Here is a 20,656-nt window from a genome sequence, read left to right as displayed (position 1 = left end):
TCAAGGAACGCCCCCGAGCCCCGGGGCGCCCCCTCCACGCGCCTTCCCGCCCGCCCGCCTGCCCTCCTGGCGGCCCGGCGTCAGTCGTCGTCGCGGCCCAGGTGGACGGAGACGCTGTCCTCCTCGCGGGACACGTGGACATTCCAGGGACGGCAGCACACCGGACAGTCCTCGACGTACGTCTCCGAGTGGGCGCCGATGGGGTCCACGTCGACCTCTACCTCTTCACCGCAGTAGGGACAGACCCGGGTGGCGGCTTCCGCGAAGGGCTGCATGGGGTGCTTCCTGCCTTTCGGGGCGGGCATGTGCGTCATGGACTGAGCGTCCGCCCTTTCAGACGGTAGACTCCCGAACCATGGCTGCTCCTTCCCGGAATCGCATCGGAGAAATCCTCGTCAAGGCACGCGTCATCGACGACCTGCAGCTGCGCAGCGCGTTGGCCACGCAGGACCAGTGGGGCGGACGCCTGTCGCGCATCGTCGCGGACCTGGGGCTGGCCAGCGAGGAGACCATCGCCGAGGCCATCTGCCAGGGCATGGGCATGCAGCGCGTGCAGCTGGGCAACATCACCCGGGACGCGGGCGCGCTCGCGCGGGTGGACGTGAGCCTGGCGGAGCAGAAGGGCGTCTTCCCGGTGGGCCTGAAGGACAACGGCAAGACGCTGGTGCTGGCCATGGCGGACCCCACGGACCTGGCCACCATCGACCAGGTGGTGGCGAAGAGCCGCGCCCGCGTGGTCGTCATGGTGGCGAGCGAGCGCGAAATCGAGCACGCCATCCTTCGCCACTACCGGAACCAGGAGCCGGTGACGAGCACGCGCTACGGAGGCTCCCGCTCCCAGACGGCCAGCAGCGGGCCCGAGGACCAGGGGGACGACGACGACTTCAAGGTCGTCGACATGAGCGGCAAGACGGTGGTGAAGCGCATCGCCGACATCCTCCCGCCGGAGTCGCCCGCCGCCGCGCCCCCGCCGCCGCCCGTAGCCGCGCGCGCCGCGGAGAAGCCCGCCCCGCCCGTCGCCAACTCGAGCGCCGCGGACATCCTCGATGAAATCCTCGCGGGCGGCACGCCCACGTCCGAGTGGACGGACGAGGACCTGCAGCGGCTCCAGACGGTGCAGCAGAACCAGGAGAAGAGCTCCAAGATTCTGCGCGCCCTGCTGGAGCTGCTCCTGGAGAAGGGCCAGCTCCAGCAGAGGGAGCTGGCGGCGCGGATGCGGATGTAGCCCGCGCAGGCTTTGCGCGGCGCCCGCGCAGGACTTGCGTGCGCGCGCAGGACTTGCGTCGCTTCAGCCCGCTTCCTGGAGCTCCCGCGCGGTGAGCCCCAGGAGGTAGAGGATGGCGTCCAGGCCGCCGGCGGAGATGGACGTGTCGGCCGCTTCGCGCAGCTTCGGCTTCGCGCGGAAGGCGATGCCCAGCCCGGCCTTCTCCAGCATCAGCAAGTCGTTGGCGCCGTCGCCCACGGCGATGACCTGGTCCAGGAGGATGCCCTCCTGCTTCGCGAGCGACTCCAGCAGCTCCGCCTTGCGGCGCGCGTTGACGATGGGCCCCACGGTGCGGCCGGTGAGCTTCCCGTCCTGCGCCTCCAGCACGTTGGAGTACGCGTGGTCGATGCCGAGCCGCGCCTTCAGCGCCTCGGCCGCGACGGAGAAGCCGCCGCTGATGACGGCGGTGCGGTAGCCCAGGCGCTTGAGCACGCGAATCAGCGTCTCCGCGCCTTCGGTGAGCGGCAGGTTGTCAGCGATGCGGCGCAGCACCGCCACGTCCAGGCCCGCGAGCAGCGACACGCGCTGGCGCAGCGACTCGTCGTAGTCCATCTCCCCGTGCATGGCGCGCTCGGTGATGCGCGACACCTGCTCGCCCACGCCGTGCGCGCGCGCCAGCTCGTCGATGACCTCGATGCGAATGAGCGTGGAGTCCATGTCCATCACCACCATCCGCTTGCCGCGCCGGAAGAGGCTCTCGCGCTGCAGCGCCACGTCGAAGGAGCCGGCCTCCATGGACAGCGCGAGCAGCGCGCGCTTGAGCGCATCCGGCGTCGTGCCCGGCGGTAGGGTGAGGTGGAACTCCACCGAGCCCAGGTGCGTCTCCGTCAGGCGCGTAATCCGCTCGATGTTGGCGCCGTGCGCGGCCAGGCGCTGCGCCACCGCGTGCAGCTCGCGGGCGCCCAGCGCGCGGCCCACGGCGGTGACGACGTAGCGCACGGGCCCCGCGTCCAGGGCCGTGGGAGCCGGAGGCGGCGCGTCCACCACCTGGAAGTCCAGCGCCACGCCCAGCTCATGCGCGGCGAAGAGCAGCTCCTTGAGGACGCCGCGCGCCTCGGGCAGGTGCACCAGCAGGCAGAGGGTGAGCCGGCCCTGCACCACCACCTGCTCCACGTCGAGCAGCTCGGCTCCGGAGTCGGCGAGCAGGCCGGTGAGGCGGGAGGTGATGCCGGGAGCGTCTCTCCCGGTGACGGTGACGAGCACTCGCTCGGACGGGCGCGGAGTCATGGGCGCCCGTCAGTGTGGCAGCCCCGCCCGCGCCCGGCGAGCCCGGAGTGGGCGGAAGGCCGCCCTCCCGACGGTTACTCCTTCGGCGCGTCCGAGGAGAGGACGAGGTCGCCGCGGGCGAGGAACTCCCGCTCCGGGAAGGCCTTGTAGAAGTCCTCCAGCATGGCGTCCACGTCCGGGTAGCGCTGCTCGCGCTTGTCCTGGGTGGCCTTGTCGAAGACCTGGTCCAGTCCGCTGGGGGCCTCGGGGTTGACCTCGGAGGGCAGCGGCGAGCGGCGGCCCGGAATCTGCCCGGTGAGCATCTCGTAGAGGAGGATGCCCAGCCCGTACACGTCCGCGGCGGCGCCCGGCTCCTTGGCCCCCCGGTTCATCAGCTCGGGCGCCATATAGGCCATGCCGCCGGTGCCCACGAAGACCTGGGGCATGCCCTTGGTGGCGTCCACCTCCACCACGCGGCCGAGGCCGAAGTCGGCCAGCTTCGCGTTGCCGTACGCGTCGAAGAGGACGTTCTCCGGCTTGAGGTTGTGGTGCGTGAGGCCGGCGGCGTGCGCGGCCCGCAGCCCGTAGGCCATCTGCAGGAAGGCGCGCAGCGCGAAGGGCACCGGCACGCCGTTGCCACCGCCCGCCTCCAGCCGCTCCTTGAGGCTGCCGTGCATCAGCTCCAGCACGAAGTAGGGCCGAGACGCTTCCACGTTCTGGTCCACCACCTGGACCACGCCCGGGTGGCGCACCTGGGCCTGGGCGCACAGCTCCTTCTTCAGGCGCTTGAGCACCTCACCGCGCTGGAGGAAGGAGAAGTAGCCGAAGATGTCCTTGAGCTCCTTGAGGCAGATGTCCAGCCCCAGCGCGGTGAAGCGGCCCTTGAAGACGGTGCCGAGCGGCCCGGTGCCGATGGGGTCGAACTTCTGGTAGCGCAGGTCCAGCTCCGCGCCCTTGGAGGCAGCAGGAGCAGCGGCGGCCGGCGCGGCGGCGGGGGCGGGAGCGGCGGGAGGAGGCATGGGGGCGGCGGCGAGCGGCGAGGTGATGGAGGGCAGCGGCGAGGTGCCGGGCGCGGGCGTGGTGGGCGCGAAGGGCGCGGGCGCGATGATGGTCGCCTCCCTGCGCGGCTCGGGGGTGGGGGCTTCCACGCGGGCCACGGGGGCCGGCGCGGGCGCGGGGGGCGGAGGCAGCGGGAGCGGCGTGGCCTGCGGCGCCGTCACGTCCAGCGCGGGCATGGCGGTGCGCGAGGGGCGCTGGGCCGGGGGCACGGGCGGAGGCGGCGCGAGCGGTGCCGGCGGCTGGGGCGGCGCCATCACCTCCGTTTCGTCCAGCAGCAGCTCCGGCGGGGGCGGCGGCACCTGCATCGGCTCTTCGGTGCCGGGGGCCACGGGGGGCTCGTCGTCGGCGGGGACGAGCTGATCCGCGAAGAACTCGCCCACCTCGGTGGTGAAGCGGTCCTGCATGTCCCCACCGACCACGCGCTCGCCCTGCTCGGTGAGCTTGAGCTGGGCCTCGCGGTCCATGGCGATGTAGTGGAACTTGCGCAGGAAGAAGAAGTAGTTGTCGAACTCCAGCGACACGGACGGCTCGAGCGCGGCCTTCACATCGGCCAGCTTGTTCGAGCGTCCAAGACGGCCGTTCTCCCTCAGGTTGCGGAGGATGAACAGCGCCTCGCCACTGACGGTGTCGCGGTTGATGGCGGGCTTCGGCATGGGTGGGGGACTCTACGCCGTCCCAGCGCCACCGCTCAACGTGTGACTGCCGGTAAAGCGCGCGGCCCGCAGGTAGAACGCGCCGCTACTTGATGCGCAGCAGCTGCTTCACCGTCTCCAGCACTTCCACGAAGCGCACCGGCTTGCGCAGGTAGATGTCCACGCCCAGCTGCATGGCGCGGTCCTGCGCCTCCTTGCCGCCGGCGGAGATGGCGATGATGGGGATGGCCCTCAGGGCCTCCTCCTCGCGGATGCGCTCCACCAGGGCGAAGCCGTCCATCACCGGCATGTACAGGTCCGTCATCACCAGGTTGAAGCGGCCCTCGCGCAGCATCAGCAGCGCGTGGTGCCCGTCCGGCGCGAAGTGGACCTCCAGGGGCACCTTGCCGTGCAGCTCCCCGCTGGCCAGCTTCTTGAGGACGTAGCTGTACATCTCGATGATGTGCGGGTTGTCCTCGACGATGAGCACACGGTACCCCTCGTGCTCGGCGTGGGACGCGTGGCTGTCAGCTCCTGCCGCACTCAAGATGTCACCCAGTTTCCGCCGGTCCTCTTCGCGCTCCACGCGGACGCCAACGCCTCCGGGATGATCGGAGGCCGCCGGCCTGACCCAGGCCACGATTCCGGTGACTTCTACCGGATCCAGCAGCCCCGGGAAAGAAAGTGCGAGCCGCACCGGGTCACCCAGGGTGAATGCCTGCTCGGTCTGTACGAAGAGTCCCGTATGGGACAGGTTCTCCGTCACGTCCCGGGCCTGGCGCCCGTCCGTGTAGTCCACCCTCAGCACGGCCGGGACCCGGGTGTGCTGGCGCTTGTTCTCTGGTCCCGGGCTCATAACAAGGCGTTGAAATCGCTCGGCAATTTGCTGATGGCCGCCCAGTGTAGCGTCGAGGGTTTATGTTGACAACGCAGCCATTGGGGCAATACGTACGCCCCGCCATGGCGGAGCCCCTGTTCACCCCTGAAGAGCAGAAGAAGTTCGACGCGGGAATCGCGGAGATCATCTCCCACTACCCTCCGGATCGCAAAAGCGCGGGCATGCTCCCGGCGCTGCGACTGCTCCAGGAGCTCAAGGGTTGGCTCCCCCCGGAAGGTCTGAGGCTGGTGGCCAAGAGCCTGGACGCCACCCCGGAGCGCGCCATGGAAGTGGCGAGCTTCTACGTGATGTACCACCTCAAGAAGCCGGGCAAGTACGTCATCGACGTCTGCACCAACCTCTCCTGCTCCCTCTGGGGCGCGGAGAAGATGCTCGCCTACCTGGAGGAGAAGCTCGGCCTCAAGGCGGGTGAAGCCAACGAGAAGTTCACCTTGCGGGAGACCGAGTGCCTCGCCTCGTGCGGCACCGCGCCCTGCCTGCAAATCAACGAGGATCATCACGAGAGCCTCACCCGGGCGAAGCTGGACGCCATCCTCGCCAAGCTGAGCTGATCCTCCACCCCTTCCCTTTCAGGACGTCATCCATCATGGCCTCTACGGCAAAGGCGATTGAACCGATCATCTCGGCGGCCTGGGGCAAGCCGCAGTCCTGGACCCTGGACAGCTACCGCAAGCGCGGCGGCTACGAGGCGCTGAAGAAGGCGCTGGAGATGCAGCCGGCCGCCATCATCGACGAGGTGAAGAAGTCCAACCTCCGCGGGCGCGGCGGCGCGGGCTTCCCCACCGGCCTCAAGTGGAGCTTCGTCCCCAAGGACAGCCCCAAGCCCAAGTACCTCGCCGTCAACGGCGACGAGTCCGAGCCGGGCACCTTCAAGGACCGCTACATCCTCAGCGACGACCCGCACATGATGCTGGAGGGCATCGCCATCGCGTCCTACGCGCTGGGCGTGCACACCTGCTACGTGTACCTGCGCGGCGAGTTCAAGCACGAGGCGCAGCGCACGCAGGCCGCCATCGATGAGGCCTACAAGGCGGGCATCTTCGGCAAGACGCTCTTGGGCAAGGACTTCGAGCTCAACTGCTACGTGGTGCGCGGCGCGGGCGCGTACATCTGCGGCGAGGAGACGGCGCTCCTGGAGAGCCTGGAGGGCAAGAAGGGCTGGCCCCGCCTGAAGCCCCCGTTCCCCGCGGTGGTGGGCCTGTTCGGCTGCCCCACGGTGGTGAACAACGTGGAGACGCTCGCCAGCGTGCCCGCCGTGTTCCAGAAGGGCGCGGACGCCTACGCGAAGCTGGGCACCGACAAGTCCGGCGGCACGCGCCTCGTCTGCCTCTCCGGTTCGGTGAACCGGCCGGGCGTGTACGAGGTGTCCATGTTCACCACGCTCTCCGAGCTCATCTACGACGACAAGTACGGCCGCGGTCTGCCGGCGGGTCGCAAGGTGAAGGCGGTGATTCCGGGCGGCTCCTCGGCACCGGTGCTGGGCGCGGACGAGCTGGACGTGGCCATGGAGTTCGAGGCCCTCAAGGTGAAGCAGACCATGGCGGGCTCCGGCGGCGTCATCGTCATGGACGACGCCACCTGCATGGTGCGCAGCCTGTGGCGCGTGGCGCGCTTCTACGCGGAAGAGTCCTGCGGCCAGTGCACGCCGTGCCGCGAGGGCACGCCCTGGCAGACGCGCCTCTTGCGCAAGATTGAAGAGGGCCGCGGGGAGCCGGGCGACATCGACATGCTGTCCAATGTCGCGTCGTCGATTGCCCCCTACCCGCCCATCGGCCTGGGCAACACCATCTGCGCGCTCGGCGACGCGGCCGCGCTGCCCACGCACTCGTTCCTCATGCGGTACCGGGACGAGTTCGAGGCCCACATCCGTGAGCACCGCTGCCCGTTCGGCGACAAGCCCTGGGGTTCGTTCGGAGACTGGTCTTGAACATCGAGCTCATCCTCTTCGGGGCGTTCGCGCTCCTGACGCTGCTGTCGGCCGGCATGGTCATCTTCGCCCGGAGCCCCATCAACTCCGCCATGGCGCTGGTGTCGACGTTCTTCTTCCTGGCCGGCATCTACGTGCTGCTCTGGGCGCACACCGTGGCGGTGATGCAGGTGCTCGTGTACGCGGGCGCCATCATGGTGCTGTTCCTCTTCGTCATCATGCTGCTCAACCTGGGTGAGTCGCCCACGCGTGGGCGGCCCACGCTGGCTCGCCTGGCGGGTGGCGCGGCGACGGTCGGCCTGCTGGCGGTGCTGACCATCACCCTGCTCAAGCTGCCCCAGGGCGCCAGCGCCATGGGCCCGGAGGCACAGGCCTCCTTCGGCACCATGGCGACGATGGGCCAGGTCATCTTCACCCAGTGGCTCTTTCCCTTTGAAGCGGTGAGCCTGCTCTTGCTGGTGGCCATGGTGGGCGCGGTGGTCGTGGCCAAGTCGCGAATCTGATCGCCGTTTCCGGACAACTTTCTGTGCTACATGGCGGCGCACGGTTGCCGCTCGCGAGGCCCCGAATCGGCCCATGGTCCCCATCACCTACTACCTCCTGCTTGCCGCCGCGCTGTTCTGCATGGGCATGTTCGGCGTGCTGGTGCGCCGCAACGCACTGGTCGTCTTCATGTGCGTGGAGCTGATGCTCAACGCGGCGAATCTGACGTTCCTCGCCTTCGCGCGCATGCGCGGTGACAGCATCGGCCACGTGTCCGCCTTCTTCGTCATCGCCGTCGCGGCGGCCGAGGCGGCCATCGGTCTGGCCATCGTCATCGCCGTCTTCCGCAGCCGCGGCAGCGTCCTGGTGGAAGACATCCGGACGATGAAGCACTGACGCCCGCCCCGCCAGGAGCCTTCTTCCCATGAACCTTGCCGAATTCTTCCAGGTGGCGCCCGTCGCTCCGGACCTGCTGGCGCCCTCTCTGGGGCTCATCATCGCGCTGCCGCTGCTGGGCGCGTTCATCTGTGGCGTGTTCGGCCGGATGCTGGGCCGCGCCAACGTGCACCTCATCGCCTGCTCGGCGGTGGCCGGCGCCTTCGTGCTGAGCGTGCTGGCCTTCTGGGCCACCAGCCACACCGCCCCCGGCGCGGGGGACGGCGCGCGGCGGCTGCTCGCCTTCTACCGGAACCCCTTCGGCATCGAAGCCGACTTCGTCCGCTACGCGCTGGCGTATGACTACGGCACGTGGTTCGCCGTGGGCGACTTCCGGGTGAACTTCGGGCTGGCGGTGGACCACCTGTCCGGAATCCTCCTGCTGGTCATCACCGGCGTGGGCTTCCTCATCCACCTGTACTCCACCAGCTACATGGAGCACGACGACGGGTACTGGCGGTACTTCGCGTACCTCAACCTCTTCGTCGCGGCGATGCTGACGCTGGTGCTGGCCGACAACCTCGTCCTGCTCTTCGTGGGCTGGGAGGGCGTGGGCATGGCCAGCTACCTGCTCATCGGCTTCTGGTACACGGACCCGGCCAAGGCGTGGGCGGGGCGCAAGGCCTTCGTCACCAACCGCATCGGCGACTTCGCCTTCCTCATCGCCACGTTCCTGATGGTGCTGCTGGTCTCCGCCTTCACGCGCCAGGCGAACGCCGGCGACTACGCCATGGCCGGCAGCAACAGCCAGCGCTACCAGGCCGCGCTGCAGGAGAAGGGCCCCCTCACCTTCAAGGGCCTGGAGAAGATGGCCGAGGGCCTGATGGACTCCAACAGCGACAAGGTGGACCTCACCACCCCCATCGAGGCGGGCCCGCTGGAGGGCTACACCTTCGGCGGGGTGATGACGGCCGCGTTGCTGCTGTTCCTGTTGGGCGCGGCGGGCAAGAGCGCGCAGCTGCCGCTCTACGTCTGGCTGCCGGACGCCATGGCCGGCCCGACGCCGGTCTCCGCCCTCATCCACGCGGCGACGATGGTGACCGCGGGCGTCTACCTCTTCAGCCGCATGGCCGCGCTGCTGGTGCTGAGCCCCACCGCCATGGCCACGGTGGCCATCATCGGCGCGCTCACCTCGCTGCTGGCGGCGCTCATCGCCTTCGCGCAGGACGACATCAAGAAGGTGCTCGCCTACTCCACCGTGTCCCAGCTGGGCATCATGTTCATGGGCGTGGGCATGGGCATCTTCTGGGCGGCGGTGCTGCACCTGGTGACGCACGCGTTCTTCAAGGCCTGCCTCTTCCTCGGCGCCGGCAGCGTGATGCACGGCAACGGCGACGAGACGGACATCAAGAAGCTGGGCGGCCTGCGCCACGAGATGAAGTGGACGTGGGGCACCTTCCTGGTGGCCACGCTCGCCATCACCGGCATCATCCCGCTGTCCGGCTTCTTCTCGAAGGATGCCATCCTCCACGGCGTGCACCACAACCACCTGGAGGGCCTGCACTGGGTCTCCAGCGCCGTCTACTACCTGGGCCTGGTCATCGCCGCGAGCACGGCCTTCTACATGACGCGCCTGTACCTGCTCACCTTCGAGGGTCCCCGCTCGAAGGAGGCCCGGGTGGCGCACGCGCACGAGAGCGCCTGGCAGATGACGCTGCCGCTGGTGGTGCTGGCGGTGCTCAGCGTGGTGGCCGCGGTGTACGCCTTCCCGCTGATGCGCTCGTCCTCCGGCCAGCCGCAGGCGGTGTTCGAGAACTTCCTCAGCCCGGTGTTCAGCGCCATGAACCGCATCGCCAACGGGGCGAAGACGGTGGAGCTGGACACCAGCGTTCCCCACCTGGCCGACTACGTCTTCGCCTGGCTGGTGGCGCTGTCGGGCGGCGGTGCGGCGGCCTTCCTGTACCTGCGCTTCTTCCCGGCGCGGGCGGGCCAGCCGGCTCCGGCCTTCGCCCGGGCGGTGCGCCGCACGGCGCAGAACAAGTTCTACGTGGATGAGCTGTACGAGTTCATCGTCATCCGGCCCGTGAAGTTCATGAGCTTCATCCTCTTCCGCGTGGTGGACGCGCTCCTCATCGACACCGTCGCGGTGCGCGGCACGGCGTGGGTGACGGCCCGCGTGGGCAGCGCGCTGCGCTACGTGCAGACGGGCGACGCCCAGGCCTACGCCGCAGTGATGGCCCTCGCCCTGCTGGGCGGCGTGGCCTACGCCCTCATCCAGGTGATGCAATGAGCTTCTTCGACACCCACCTGCTCAACCTCGTCGTCTTCCTGCCGCTCGTCTTCGCGGCGCTGGTGCTGGTGCTGCCCGGAAGCGAGCCCGGGCAGATTCGCACCGTCACCTTCATCGCCATGCTGGTGGACGCCGTCTTCGGGGTCTGGGCCTACCTGCGCTACGTGCCGGGCGGGCCGGAGTTCCAGCTTGAGTACCGGGTGCCCTGGTTCGAGATGTTCGGCACCAGCTACCACATCGGCGTGGACGGCCTGGCGGTGAGCCTGCTGCTGCTCACCGTGTTCCTGGGCCCCCTGGTAGTGCTGGCCTCCACCACGTACATCAGCCACCGCATCAAGGAGTTCCACCTGGCGCTGCTGGTGCTCCAGACGACGATGCTGGGCGCGCTGGTGTCGCTGGACGTGCTGCTCTTCTACGTCTTCTTCGAGGCCATGCTCATCCCCATGTACCTGATGGTGGGTGTGTGGGGTGCCGAGGACCGGCAGATGGCGGCGGTGAAGTTCTTCCTCTACACGCTGGCCGGCTCGCTGCTGATGCTGGTGGCCATCATCGCCGTGTACTTCATCAGCGCGCCCGCGGGCAGCCGCTCGTTCGACTACGCCGCCCTCTACAACGGCCTGCTGGACGCCAACCGCCAGGTGACGGCGTGCATGGGCGGGCCTCAGGGCGCGTGTGACTCGCTGAGCGGGCTCGCCAGGACGATGCACACCTGGGGCCCGTGGCTGTTCGCCGCCTTCGCGCTGGCGTTCGCCATCAAGGTGCCGATGTGGCCGGTGCACACGTGGTTGCCGGACGCGCACGTGCAGGCGCCGGTGGCCGGCTCCATGATTCTGGCCGGCGTGATGCTGAAGATGGGCACCTTCGGCTTCTGGCGCTTCGCGATTCCCCTCTTCCCCGCGGCCGCGCAGAACGCGCGGCCGTTCCTGGCGGTGCTGTCCGTCATCGGCATCGTCTACGGCGCGCTGATGTGCCTGGCGCAGCGGGACATCAAGAAGCTGATTGCGTACTCGTCGGTGAGCCACCTGGGCTACTGCATGCTGGGCATCCTGGCCGTGACGGCCGAGGGCGCCACCGGCAGCGCGTACCAGATGCTCAACCACGGCGTGTCCACGGGCGCGCTGTTCCTCCTCTTCGGCTTCCTCTACGAGCGGCGCCACTCGCGGCTCATGGCGGACTTCGGCGGCATCGCGAAGGTGATGCCGGTGTTCACCGCGGCCTTCCTCATCATCACCTTCTCGTCGGTGGCGGTGCCGGGCACCAACGGCTTCATCGGTGAGTTCCTGGTGCTGCTGGGTACCTTCAAGAGTGATTTGGGCGTGGCCGCCGGCAACCCGCACCTGACGGTGGTGTTCGGCGCCTTCGCCACGCTGGGCGTCATCCTGGGCGCGGCGTACATGCTGTGGATGGTGCAGAAGGTGTTCTTCGGCGGGCTCACCCACCGGGAGAACCAGCACCTGCGCGACATGAACCTGCGCGAGGGGCTCACCGTGCTGCCCTTCATCATCCTCGTCGGGGTGATGGGCCTGATGCCGCAGCCCTTCCTGGACCGGCTCGCCCCGTCCACGGACCGCTTCCTCGCCCGCGCCCGCGTGGGCACCCCCGGGGCCCCGGTGCAGGACGACCAGGTCCGCGTGGAGGTGATGTCGCTGCCTTCGAGCATCACCGCCGCCGCGCCGTCCGCGCCCGTTCCGCTGGCCGCCGTCCCCTCGCAGCGGCAATAGGCCGAAAGAGCTTCCACCATGAACCTGCCCAATCTCGTCCTGGCAGACTTCCTCCCGCTGCTGCCCGCCATCATCATGGTCGCGGGCGCCTCCATCCTGCTCTTGTCCGAGGTCTTCCTCTCCGCCACCTCGTCGCGCGCCTACCAGGCCGTGCTGACGGTGGTGACGGCGGTAGCGGCCGGCGCGGTGGCCGTGGCGCTGATGTTCGAGCCGCCGCAGGAGGTGCTGCTCGGCTTCGGCGTGCTGGACCCGTTCTCCAGCTTCCTCACCCTCGTGGTGTGCGTGGGCCTGGGCCTGGCGGCGCTCAGCGCGGTGAGCTTCCTGCGCAAGCGCGGCGCGGAGCGCGGTGAGTTCTACGCGCTGATGCTCTTCGCATCCGCGGGCATGAGCCTGCTGGCCATGTCCAACGAGCTCATCACCGTCTTCGTCAACGTGGAGGTGCTCTCCATCGCCACCTACGCGCTGACGGCGTACCTGCGCCGCGGCACGCGGCCCAGCGAGGCGGGCTTCAAGTACTTCATCCTCGGCGCCTTCTCCTCGGCGGTGCTGCTGTACGGCGCGGCGCTCCTGTACGGCGCCACTGGCACCACCCAGCTGACGGCCATGGTGGGTCCGCTGGGCGCGGCGATGCAGAGCCAGCCTGGGCTGGTGTACACGGGCGTCGTGCTGGTGGGCGCGGGCTTCGCCTTCAAGGTGGCCGCGGTGCCCTTCCACATGTGGACGCCGGACGTCTACGAGGGCGCCCCCACTCCCGTCACCGCGCTGATGAGCGCGGGCGTGAAGGCGGCGGCCTTCGCCTCCATGGTTCGCGTGTTCATCACCGTGGGCAAGGGCATCGACCCGCAGATGCTGCTGGCGCTGTTCTCCACCCTGGCCTTCCTCACCATGGTGGCGGGCAACCTGCTGGCCATTCCGCAGCGCAACGTGAAGCGCATGCTGGCGTACTCGTCCATCGCCCACGCCGGCTATCTCCTGGTGGGCGTGGCGGCCCTCTTCGTCACCGCGCCGGGTGAGAGCTTCCGCCTGCTGGGCGCCTCCGCGCTGACGGGCGGCACCGCGCTGGACGTGGCCCGCGCCGAGGCACTGCGCGGCATCCTCTACTACCTGCTGGCCTACACCTTCAGCGCGGTGGGCGCCTTCGCCATGGTCTCCGCCCTGGAGCGCCGCGAGGACGAGGAGAAGGGCACCGCGTGGGATTTGGAGCGCTTCAGCGGGCTGGCGCAGCGCCGGCCGGGCTGGGCCTTCGCCATGGCGGCCTTCATGCTGTCGCTGGGCGGCATTCCTCCCACCATCGGCTTCATGAGCAAGCTGCTCATCTTCCAGGCGGCGGTGGACGCGGGCCTCATCGGCCTCACCATCGTCGGCGTGCTCTCCAGCGCCGCGGGCGTCTATTACTACCTGCGCGTGGTGGTCTACATGTTCATGCGGCCGGTGCCCGAGGGCGCGCAAGTCCTCGAGCGCAGCTGGTCCACCGAGCTGGCGCTGGTGCTGTCCACCGCGGCGGTGGTGGTGCTGGGCATCATCCCCGGCCCCGTCATGGGCTGGCTCGTGCAGGCCAGCACCATCTTCGGCCAGTAGCCTCGCGCAGGGCCTGTCCCCTGCCCGTCCAACGCCCGCCCCGGCCTCGTGCCCGGGCGGGCGTCGTCGTTTCAGGGCAGCGGGCCGCGCAGCTCCAGCGTCTCGTTGCGCACGTCGGCGCCCGCCGCGCGCAGCAGCGCGTCCAGCGGCGCGTCGTCCGTCACCACCACGTTGAGCGACTCCACCGCGTCCCCGCACCCGGCGAAGGCGTCCTCCAGCAGCGCCCGCGCATGGCCGGGCGATGCCGCGAAGAAGGGGAAGAGGAGCCCGGAGGAGGCGCGCACGTCCATCAGCCCCGGCGGGCCTTCCGTGGCCCGGCCCGGTTCCTCCAGCCGCAGCAACCGGTGCGACTCCTTCGTGGCGAAGCGCGACAGCTTGCCCGGCATCAGCCCGAAGGCGGCCGTCAGCGCGTCCTCCTCCGTCGGCGCCACCGGCACCACCCGCAGTCCCGGCGGCGCGGCGGGCAGCGCCGCCACGTGGGCCCGCGTCAGCTTGAGGTTGGCCGCCTGGCGCGCGGGCCGCAGCCCCACCGAGGCGTAGAGGCGCAGCGCGGGCGTGTTGTCTCGCTTCACGTACAGCGCCCACCGCTGACAGCCCTGCGCCCGGAGGCGCTCCGCCAGCCGCGCCATCATCCACCGTCCCAGCCCCTGCCCGCGGGCGGACGCGTCCACCACCAGCTGCCCCACGTAGCCCACCTCGCCCAGCGCCTCCGTCACCCCGTAGGCCACCACCCCACCCGGGCCTTCTGCGAAGACGGTGAGCGGCATGAGCTCGGCCGCCCACAGCGGCGGAGGAGGCGGCGGGTCATCCACCCCCAGCTCCCGAAACAGCCGGGTGAAGACCGCATGGTCCTCGGGCCGCCCGGGTCTCAACACCCACGGCGGCGCCTCTTGTCCCACTTGCACTGCCATCAGTCACCCCTCCCTGCGCATTGGAAGAGCACCGACGGATACCCGAAAACTTTCTGGACGTAGAAAAGAAGGCGGCCCGGCACCCCAGAAGGGTGCCAGGCCGCGGGTCTTCTCAAGGTGACTCACCGGAAGTGCTGAAGGGGTGGGGGGGAACCGCCTTCAGCCTCGCTTCGATGTGTCCCGCGCATTCCTTTAGCAGCCCTCGTGCCAGCGCCCTTTTGGGAGCAAAGTCTAATTTTCTCAAGGGCTTAGCCCATCACCTGACGTTGCTGGCACCGGCCCTTTGCATTTCAGCCCTGAAATGGAGTTGCAGATGTGAAAAGTCCGAGCAATTTCAAGCCTTTGGGCTTTTCACCGATGAACCCCGCCCATTTCGGATCTGAATCCATGAGTGCGGAAAAGTTACACCGGTATGCCCAGGCCCCACCCCGTCGCTATTCGCGGGCCAGATCTGCGGGCGGGCGGAGATTGAGCCGCTTCATCTTCCTCCAGAGGGTGGTGGAAGAGACGCCCAGCTCATCCGCGACGCGGGCGAGGTCCACGCCGTGCCGCTCCAGGGCCTGGGTAATCGCGTGGCGCTCGGCCTCCTCCACCACCTGGGCCAGGGTGGGCCCGGTGCCGGCGGGGCGGCTGCCGCCCTGCCCGTCCAGGAAGGCCACGCTGGGGGTGCCGTGGGACGGCGTGAGGCGGCCCTGGCGCAGGGGGAAGTCCTCGGGCAGCAGCTCGTCGCCCTCCGCGAGGGCGGCGGCCTGCTCCACCAGGTTCTCCAGTTCGCGCACGTTGCCGGGGAAGTTGTAGCCCATCAGGTGGGCCACGGCGGAGGCGGACAGGCGCTTGGGCTTGGGGCTGCGGGCGTTGGCGCGCTCCAGGAAGTGCTCGGCCAGGGAGGGCACGTCCTCCAGGCGCTCACGCAAGGGCGGCACGCGCAGGGCCACCACGTTGAGGCGGTAGAAGAGGTCCTGGCGGAAGCGCTTCTCGCGCACCTCCAGCTCGATGTCGCGGTTGGTGGCGGCCACGGTGCGCACGTCCACGCGCAGCGCGGTGGACTCGCCCACCCGGCGCACCTCGCCCTCCTGCAGCGCGCGCAGCAGCTTGGACTGGAAGGTGGGGCTGGTCTCCGTCACCTCGTCGATGAAGAGCGTGCCGCCGTCCGCCTCCTCGAAGAGGCCGCGGCGGGCCTTCACCGCGCCGGTGAAGGCGCCCTTGGCGTGGCCGAACAGCTCGCTCTCCAGCAGCGACTCGCTGATGGCGGCGCAGTTGACGGGAACGAACGAGCGCACCTTGCGGCGGCTGTGCGCGTGGAGCGCGCGGGCCACCAGCTCCTTGCCGGTGCCGCTCTCGCCCTGGATGAGGACGGTGGCGTCGCTCTGGGCCACGCGCATGAGGCGCGAGGTGAGGTCCCTCATGGCGGCGCTGCGGCCCACCAGCGCGGACAGGCCGTGGCGCTGGTTGAAGTCGGTGGCGAGGTTGTCCACGTCGCGCAGCAGGCGGGCGCGCTCCAGGGCGCGCTCGACGCGGTAGCGCAGCTCGCTCTCCTTGAAGGGCTTGGTGACGTAGTCGTAGGCGCCCAGGCGCATGGCCTCCACCGCGCTCTCGATGGAGCCGAAGGCCGTCATCATGATGACCTGGAGGCGCGGGGCCACCTCCAGCGCGCGCCGGAGCAGCGTGAGCCCGTCCATTGGCTCCATCTTCAAGTCGGTCAGGAGGAGGTCGATGCTGCCGCCGGCCAGCTGGGCCAGGGCCTCCTCGCCGGTGGCGGCCTCGAAGACGGTGTAGTGCTCCGCGCGCAGGAGCAGCGCCGTGGTGGCGCGCATGTTGCGCTGGTCGTCCACGACGAGGATGCGTCCACGGAAGGGCGGGGTGTTCGCGTCGGTCATGGGAAGGACGGGGGCTGCGACAGGGGCAGCCGGAAGGTGAAGGTGGTACCGCGGCCGGGCGTGCTCTCCACGGCGATTTCTCCCCGATGCTCCTCGAGGATGCGCTTGACGACGGCCAGCCCCAGTCCGGTGCCCTGGGCCTTGGTGGTGAAGAAGGGCTCGAAGACGCGGTGGAGCAGCTCCGCGGGAATGCCCGGCCCCTGGTCCGCCACGTCGATGCGCAGCTGGTCCTTGCCCGCGTAGGCCTCGCGGCGGGCGCGCACCTGCACCATGCCTCCCTGTGGCATGGACTGAATCGCGTTGACGGCCACGTTGACCAGCGCCTGGCGGATGAGCCGCCGGTCCATGGGCACCGGCGGCAGCCCCGGCTCCACGTCCGAGTGGATGTGGACGGGCCGGTCCGCTCCCCCACCCTGCACCCGCGCGGCCTCCAGCGAGTCCTGCAGCACGCGCCCCAGGTCCTCGTGCTGGAGCACCGGGTCTCTCGGGCGCGTGTAGTCCAGCAGGTCCCCGACGATGCGGTTGAGCCGGTCGCTCTCCTCGCCCAGGATGTCCAGCAGCATGGCCGCGTCGCCGCCCGGGTCCAGCAGCCGGCGCAGCGAGGCCACCGCGTTGAAGATGACGCCCAGGGGGTTGCGCACCTCGTGGGCGACAATCGCGGACAGCTCGCCCAGCGCGGCCAGCCGCTCGCGCTTCACCATCTCCGCGCGGGTGGCGGCCAGCTCCGCGTAGCTGGCCCACAGCGACTCGTACAGGCGCGCGTTGGCGATGGAGAGCGCCAGCTGGCCGCAGGTGGCCTCGGCCAGCTCGATGAGCTCCGGCCCGAAGGCGCGCGGCCGGCGCGTGTCGTCCACCACCACCACGCCGATGAGCTCCTCGCGCGAGGTGAGCGGCAGGGCGAGCAGCGCCTTCTCTCCGAAGCGCTGGGCCAGGTGCGAGTCGAAGCCGCCGCCCGAGGCAGCTACATCCTCGAGGGCGATGGGCCGACGCTCACGGGCCACCCGCGTGGCTAGGCTGTCCCCGTGCAGCGGCAGCACCACCGTGCGGAAGAAGTCGCGGTGGGCCGTGGAGGCGGCGGCGCCGCGCAGCAGCTTCGCCCCCTCGTCGTACAGCATGATGTAGCAGTTGGACACGTCCAGCAGGTGGACGAGGAAGTCGGACGCCACGTCGAGGATGCTGGAGGTCTCCAGCACGCCCGAGGTGGTGCGCGCCAGGTCCAGGAGCAGCCGCGTCTCCGCGAGCTGGCGCGAGGACTCCGCGCGCAGCCGGCGCTGCTCCAGCAGCGTCACCAGCAACTCCGCCAGCGTCCCCAAGAGCCGCACGTCCCGCGAGTCGAAGGCGTGGCCGGCCGCGCGCAGCACCTGGAGGGTGCCGCACACCTCACCGCCGCGGGTGAGCCGCGCCACCGCGCCACACCCCAGCCGCCCGCCGGACAAGTCTCCCAGCTTCGCGCCCTGGGCCTCGGTGGACAGCCCACCCTCCCCCGAGGCCGCCACCGCCAGCAGACCGGTGAGCCGCGCGGCGTGCTCGCCGTCGCGCACCAGATCCGCCAGCCCCACGTGGGTGGCCAGCGCCAGCGCGCCGCCCGGCGGGGGCGTCAGGTGCAGCGCCGCGGCGCTCCCCTGCAGCAGGTCCGCGACGCGCGCCAGGAAGTCCTCCAGCGAGGGCGGGACGGGCTGCGCGACGAAGCGCGCCACCTGGGCCACGGCCTCCATCTCCCAGCGGCTGCGCGCGCCGTCCGCCTGCACACGCGCGTCCGTCAGCGCGGCGCCCACCACCTTCGCGAAGAGCGTCAGCACCGAGCCATGGCGGGGCGCCACCCACGCACCCTGCACCCACAGCACCTCGGCCTGCGGGCCGCCCACCGGAATGTACACGTGCGTGGGCGAGGCGCGGTCCGCGCCGCCGAACACGGGGCGCGCGTCGGACAGCGACTCCAGGCCCAGGCGCACGTCCTCCGGCAGGGGCTCGCCGTCGCGCGCCAGCAGTCGCTCACCGTCCCAGCGCAGCAGGCGGACGCGGAAGCCCGCGTCCTGCAGCCCCTTCAGCGCCACGCGGCGCACCGCGTCCTCGGAGTGCGCGGACACCAGGCTCGCGGACGTGTCCACCAGGCGCTCGGCGACGGTCATCTCCGGCGGCCGGTCCTGCAAGAGCAGGCAGTTGAGCAGCAGCGCGCTGCCCCCGCCCTCCAGTTGCACGCGCGTGGAGAAGAGGGCCACCTCGCGGGTGACGCCGCCCGCGCAGGGCACCTGGTAGATCTGCGTCTGGGGGACCATCGGCGCGTCGCCGGACTCCAGCAGGCGGTAGCGCTCGGACAGGCGGCTGCGCTCCTCCGGCTGGACGAAGTCCATGACGGAGCGGCCCTCCACCTGCTCGCGGGGAAACCCCAGCATGGCGAGGTAGGCCACGTTGACGGCGGACACGCGTCCGTCGACGACCGCCACCATGGGGTTGCCGAAGGGTTCGATGAGGGCGCGCAGGTCGGCCTCGCTGTAACGCTTCGTGCTCATCCGCGACGCAGCACCCGCTTCTCGCCCACCCTGAGTGTGACCTTCTCCCGGTCGAAGTACTCCGACAGCGGGATGACGAACTTGCGGCTCTGACCGACCATTTCCTTGAAGGCCTGGGTGGTAATCTCCTTCTTCTCGCGAAGGTGGGCAACCAGGCGCTCCCGCAGGCCCGTGAGCGCCCCCGCGTCGAAGCACAGCTCGTCGCTGACGCGCACCGCCATGCCCCCCGCCACCATCACCTTCAACAACTCCTGGAGCCGGGGCATTGGCAGCTGGAGCTTCTGCGCCAGCTCATTGAGGGTGGGAGGCGCCAGCCCCGCCGCGGACAGCTCCGCGGCCAGCTTCGTGCGGGCCGCCTCGTCCCCCAGCGACAGCGTGCGGCCCCGCCCCTTGAGGCGCACCACCTCCTTGTCCAGCTCCACCTTCCCCGCGTCCACCAGCGCCTGCGTCACCCGCTGGAAGGTGCGTGGGTCCAACTCGGCGGACAGGCGCTGGCGCAGCTCCTCGCGCGGCAGGCCCTCACGCAGGGGCTCGCGCTCATGGAAGGCGGCCAGCAGGGCCAGCGCCCGCCCCTGCAGTCCCTCGAAGACCTCGCCGGAGAGGTACAGCCGCCGCTCGCGGTCCACCAGCAGCGCCCCGCCCCGCGCGCCCAGCAACTCCAGCGCGCGCGTCAGGACTTTCGGCCCCAGCCCGGAGCGGCCGAACAGCTCCGGCTGCGTCAGCCCCCGGTAGCCGGCCTGGCGCAGCAGCCACGCGACCTGCCCCGACGGGTCCGCCTCCAAGAGCGGCGCCACCACCGCCGAGCCCCCCTTGCGGCGCCGGGGCGGCGTAATCGACAGGATGCGGCCACCCGCCACCGTGGCCCCGCGGCCGGGCAGCGCGCGCGAGCCACGCAGGATGAAGCGCTGACCCACCAGCGCCCCCACGGGCCCGTCCAGGCGCAGCTGCGCGAGCGCCGTCTCGCCGGGCTCCAGCCGCTCCACGTCCAGCAGCGCCACCGTGGCCTCTACCTGCGCGGTGCCCAGGTGCAGCAGCAGCTTCCGGCGGCGTGGCAGCGCCACTTCCGCCGCGGGCAGCAGCGACAGCTCCACGTCCAGCATGCGCGTCTCCGGCAGCTCCCCCGAGCGCACCAGCACCATGCCCCGGTGCAGCGCCTCCGGCTCCACGCCGGTGACATTCACCGCCGCGCGCTGGCCCGCCTCCACCTTCGGCACCGCCTGCCCGTGCACCTGCACGCCGCGCACGCGAAAAGGCCCGGGCAGCCCGGGCAGCAGCGCCACCGCGTCCTCCACCGCCACCGCGCCCGACAGCAGCGTGCCCGTCACCACCGTGCCGAAGCCTTTGATGGTGAAGACCCGGTCCACCGGCAGGAAGGCGGGCCCCTCCGCCGGGCGCTTCGGCAGGGCGCTCGCGGCGCGGGTGAGCGCGGACTTCAGCGCGTCCAGTCCCTCGCCCGTCTTCGACGAGCAGGGCACCACGGGCGCGCCCTCCAGGAAGGTGCCCGCGGTGAGCGCAACCAGGTCCGCCTCCACCAGCGCGCGCCACTCCGGGCCCAGCTCCGCCAGCAGGTCCGACTTGGTGAGCGCGATGACGCCGGACCTCACGCCGAGCAGCCGGCAGATGTCCAGGTGCTCGCGTGTCTGGGGCATGACGCCCTCGTCCGCGGCCACCACCAGCACCGCCAGGTCCACGCCGCCGGCGCCCGCGGCCATGGCCTTCACGAAGCGCTCGTGGCCGGGCACGTCCACCACGCCGGCCACCGTGCCGTCGTCCAGCGTCAGGTGTGCGAAGCCCAGCTCCAGGGTGATGCCGCGCCGCTTCTCTTCCTTGAGCCGGTCGGTGTCGATACCGGTGAGCGCCTTCACCAGGGACGTCTTGCCGTGGTCGATGTGCCCCGCCGTCCCGACAATCATCGCCCCACCGCG

Annotated in this window: 16 protein-coding genes; 8 read left to right on the top strand and 8 right to left on the bottom strand. The window is 70.4% G+C overall.

Annotated features, from left to right (window positions below; all coding sequences use genetic code 11):
* Window positions 1-80: 80 nt before the first annotated feature.
* Window positions 81-275: a CPXCG motif-containing cysteine-rich protein gene (locus tag G4D86_RS06540; RefSeq protein ID WP_163990578.1), complete on the bottom strand. Its 195-nt coding sequence runs from the start codon at window positions 273-275 to the stop codon at window positions 81-83.
* 80 nt (window positions 276-355) lie between these two features.
* On the opposite strand from G4D86_RS06540, the gene G4D86_RS06535 reads away from it, so the two are divergent.
* Window positions 356-1,225 carry a GspE/PulE/PilB domain-containing protein gene (locus G4D86_RS06535; RefSeq protein ID WP_163990576.1) on the top strand — a complete coding sequence of 290 codons (870 nt, stop codon included), beginning with the start codon at window positions 356-358 and terminating at the stop codon, window positions 1,223-1,225.
* A 63-nt stretch (window positions 1,226-1,288) separates the two neighbouring features.
* Here the strand turns inward: G4D86_RS06535 and serB are convergent, their stop codons facing one another.
* The 3 genes from serB to G4D86_RS06520 all read right to left on the bottom strand — a co-directional run bounded on the left by serB (window position 1,289) and on the right by G4D86_RS06520 (window position 5,017).
* On the bottom strand, window positions 1,289-2,491 hold the full coding sequence (gene serB, locus G4D86_RS06530) for a phosphoserine phosphatase SerB (RefSeq protein WP_163990574.1): 1,203 nt from the start codon (window positions 2,489-2,491) through the stop codon (window positions 1,289-1,291).
* A gap of 74 nt (window positions 2,492-2,565) precedes the next feature.
* Window positions 2,566-4,182, bottom strand: coding sequence for a serine/threonine-protein kinase (locus G4D86_RS06525; RefSeq protein WP_163990572.1), 1,617 nt, complete (start codon window positions 4,180-4,182; stop codon window positions 2,566-2,568).
* Between the two features lie 85 nt (window positions 4,183-4,267).
* Window positions 4,268-5,017, bottom strand: coding sequence for a TIGR02266 family protein (locus G4D86_RS06520; protein ID WP_163990570.1), 750 nt, complete (start codon window positions 5,015-5,017; stop codon window positions 4,268-4,270).
* Between the two features lie 104 nt (window positions 5,018-5,121).
* On the opposite strand from G4D86_RS06520, the gene G4D86_RS06515 reads away from it, so the two are divergent.
* The 7 genes from G4D86_RS06515 (at window position 5,122) to G4D86_RS06485 (ending at window position 13,433) form a co-directional block, all read left to right on the top strand.
* The gene (locus G4D86_RS06515) at window positions 5,122-5,610 is read left to right on the top strand and encodes an NADH-quinone oxidoreductase subunit NuoE family protein (protein WP_163990568.1); all 489 of its coding nucleotides are present in this window, start codon (window positions 5,122-5,124) and stop codon (window positions 5,608-5,610) included.
* 35 nt (window positions 5,611-5,645) lie between these two features.
* A complete protein-coding gene (nuoF, locus tag G4D86_RS06510) occupies window positions 5,646-6,986 on the top strand; it encodes an NADH-quinone oxidoreductase subunit NuoF (protein WP_163990566.1) in 1,341 nt (446 codons plus the stop codon).
* On the top strand, window positions 6,983-7,489 hold the full coding sequence (locus G4D86_RS06505; protein ID WP_163990564.1) for an NADH-quinone oxidoreductase subunit J family protein: 507 nt from the start codon (window positions 6,983-6,985) through the stop codon (window positions 7,487-7,489). Before nuoF ends, G4D86_RS06505 begins: the two co-directional genes overlap by 4 nt.
* A 73-nt stretch (window positions 7,490-7,562) precedes the next feature.
* Window positions 7,563-7,865: an NADH-quinone oxidoreductase subunit NuoK gene (nuoK, locus tag G4D86_RS06500; RefSeq protein WP_163990562.1), complete on the top strand. Its 303-nt coding sequence runs from the start codon at window positions 7,563-7,565 to the stop codon at window positions 7,863-7,865.
* Between the two features lie 28 nt (window positions 7,866-7,893).
* A complete protein-coding gene (nuoL, locus tag G4D86_RS06495) occupies window positions 7,894-10,134 on the top strand; it encodes an NADH-quinone oxidoreductase subunit L (protein ID WP_163990560.1) in 2,241 nt (746 codons plus the stop codon).
* Complete coding sequence (locus tag G4D86_RS06490; RefSeq protein ID WP_163990558.1) at window positions 10,131-11,855, top strand: complex I subunit 4 family protein; 1,725 nt, start codon at window positions 10,131-10,133, stop codon at window positions 11,853-11,855. The genes nuoL and G4D86_RS06490 overlap by 4 nt, the downstream gene beginning before the upstream one ends.
* A gap of 18 nt (window positions 11,856-11,873) precedes the next feature.
* Window positions 11,874-13,433 (top strand): NADH-quinone oxidoreductase subunit N, encoded by a 1,560-nt coding sequence (locus tag G4D86_RS06485; RefSeq protein ID WP_163990556.1) that lies wholly within the window; start codon window positions 11,874-11,876, stop codon window positions 13,431-13,433.
* 71 nt (window positions 13,434-13,504) lie between these two features.
* On the opposite strand, the gene G4D86_RS06480 is transcribed toward G4D86_RS06485, so the two are convergent.
* The 4 genes from G4D86_RS06480 to selB all read right to left on the bottom strand — a co-directional run bounded on the left by G4D86_RS06480 (window position 13,505) and on the right by selB (window position 20,644).
* Window positions 13,505-14,344: a GNAT family N-acetyltransferase gene (locus tag G4D86_RS06480; RefSeq protein WP_163990554.1), complete on the bottom strand. Its 840-nt coding sequence runs from the start codon at window positions 14,342-14,344 to the stop codon at window positions 13,505-13,507.
* A 434-nt stretch (window positions 14,345-14,778) separates the two neighbouring features.
* Window positions 14,779-16,221 (bottom strand): sigma-54-dependent transcriptional regulator, encoded by a 1,443-nt coding sequence (locus tag G4D86_RS06475; RefSeq protein WP_163990552.1) that lies wholly within the window; start codon window positions 16,219-16,221, stop codon window positions 14,779-14,781.
* Window positions 16,218-18,731, bottom strand: a complete 2,514-nt coding sequence (locus G4D86_RS06470; RefSeq protein ID WP_163990550.1) for an ATP-binding protein — start codon at window positions 18,729-18,731, stop codon at window positions 16,218-16,220. The genes G4D86_RS06475 and G4D86_RS06470 overlap by 4 nt, the downstream gene beginning before the upstream one ends.
* Window positions 18,728-20,644, bottom strand: a complete 1,917-nt coding sequence (gene selB, locus G4D86_RS06465; protein WP_163990548.1) for a selenocysteine-specific translation elongation factor — start codon at window positions 20,642-20,644, stop codon at window positions 18,728-18,730. The genes G4D86_RS06470 and selB overlap by 4 nt, the downstream gene beginning before the upstream one ends.
* Between the last annotated feature and the right edge of the window lie 12 nt (window positions 20,645-20,656).

The organism is Pyxidicoccus caerfyrddinensis (genome assembly GCF_010894405.1).
Classification (GTDB): domain Bacteria; phylum Myxococcota; class Myxococcia; order Myxococcales; family Myxococcaceae; genus Myxococcus; species Myxococcus caerfyrddinensis.
Note: the sequence above shows the minus strand (reverse complement) of the source record. Positions and strands in the feature narration are given on the sequence as shown.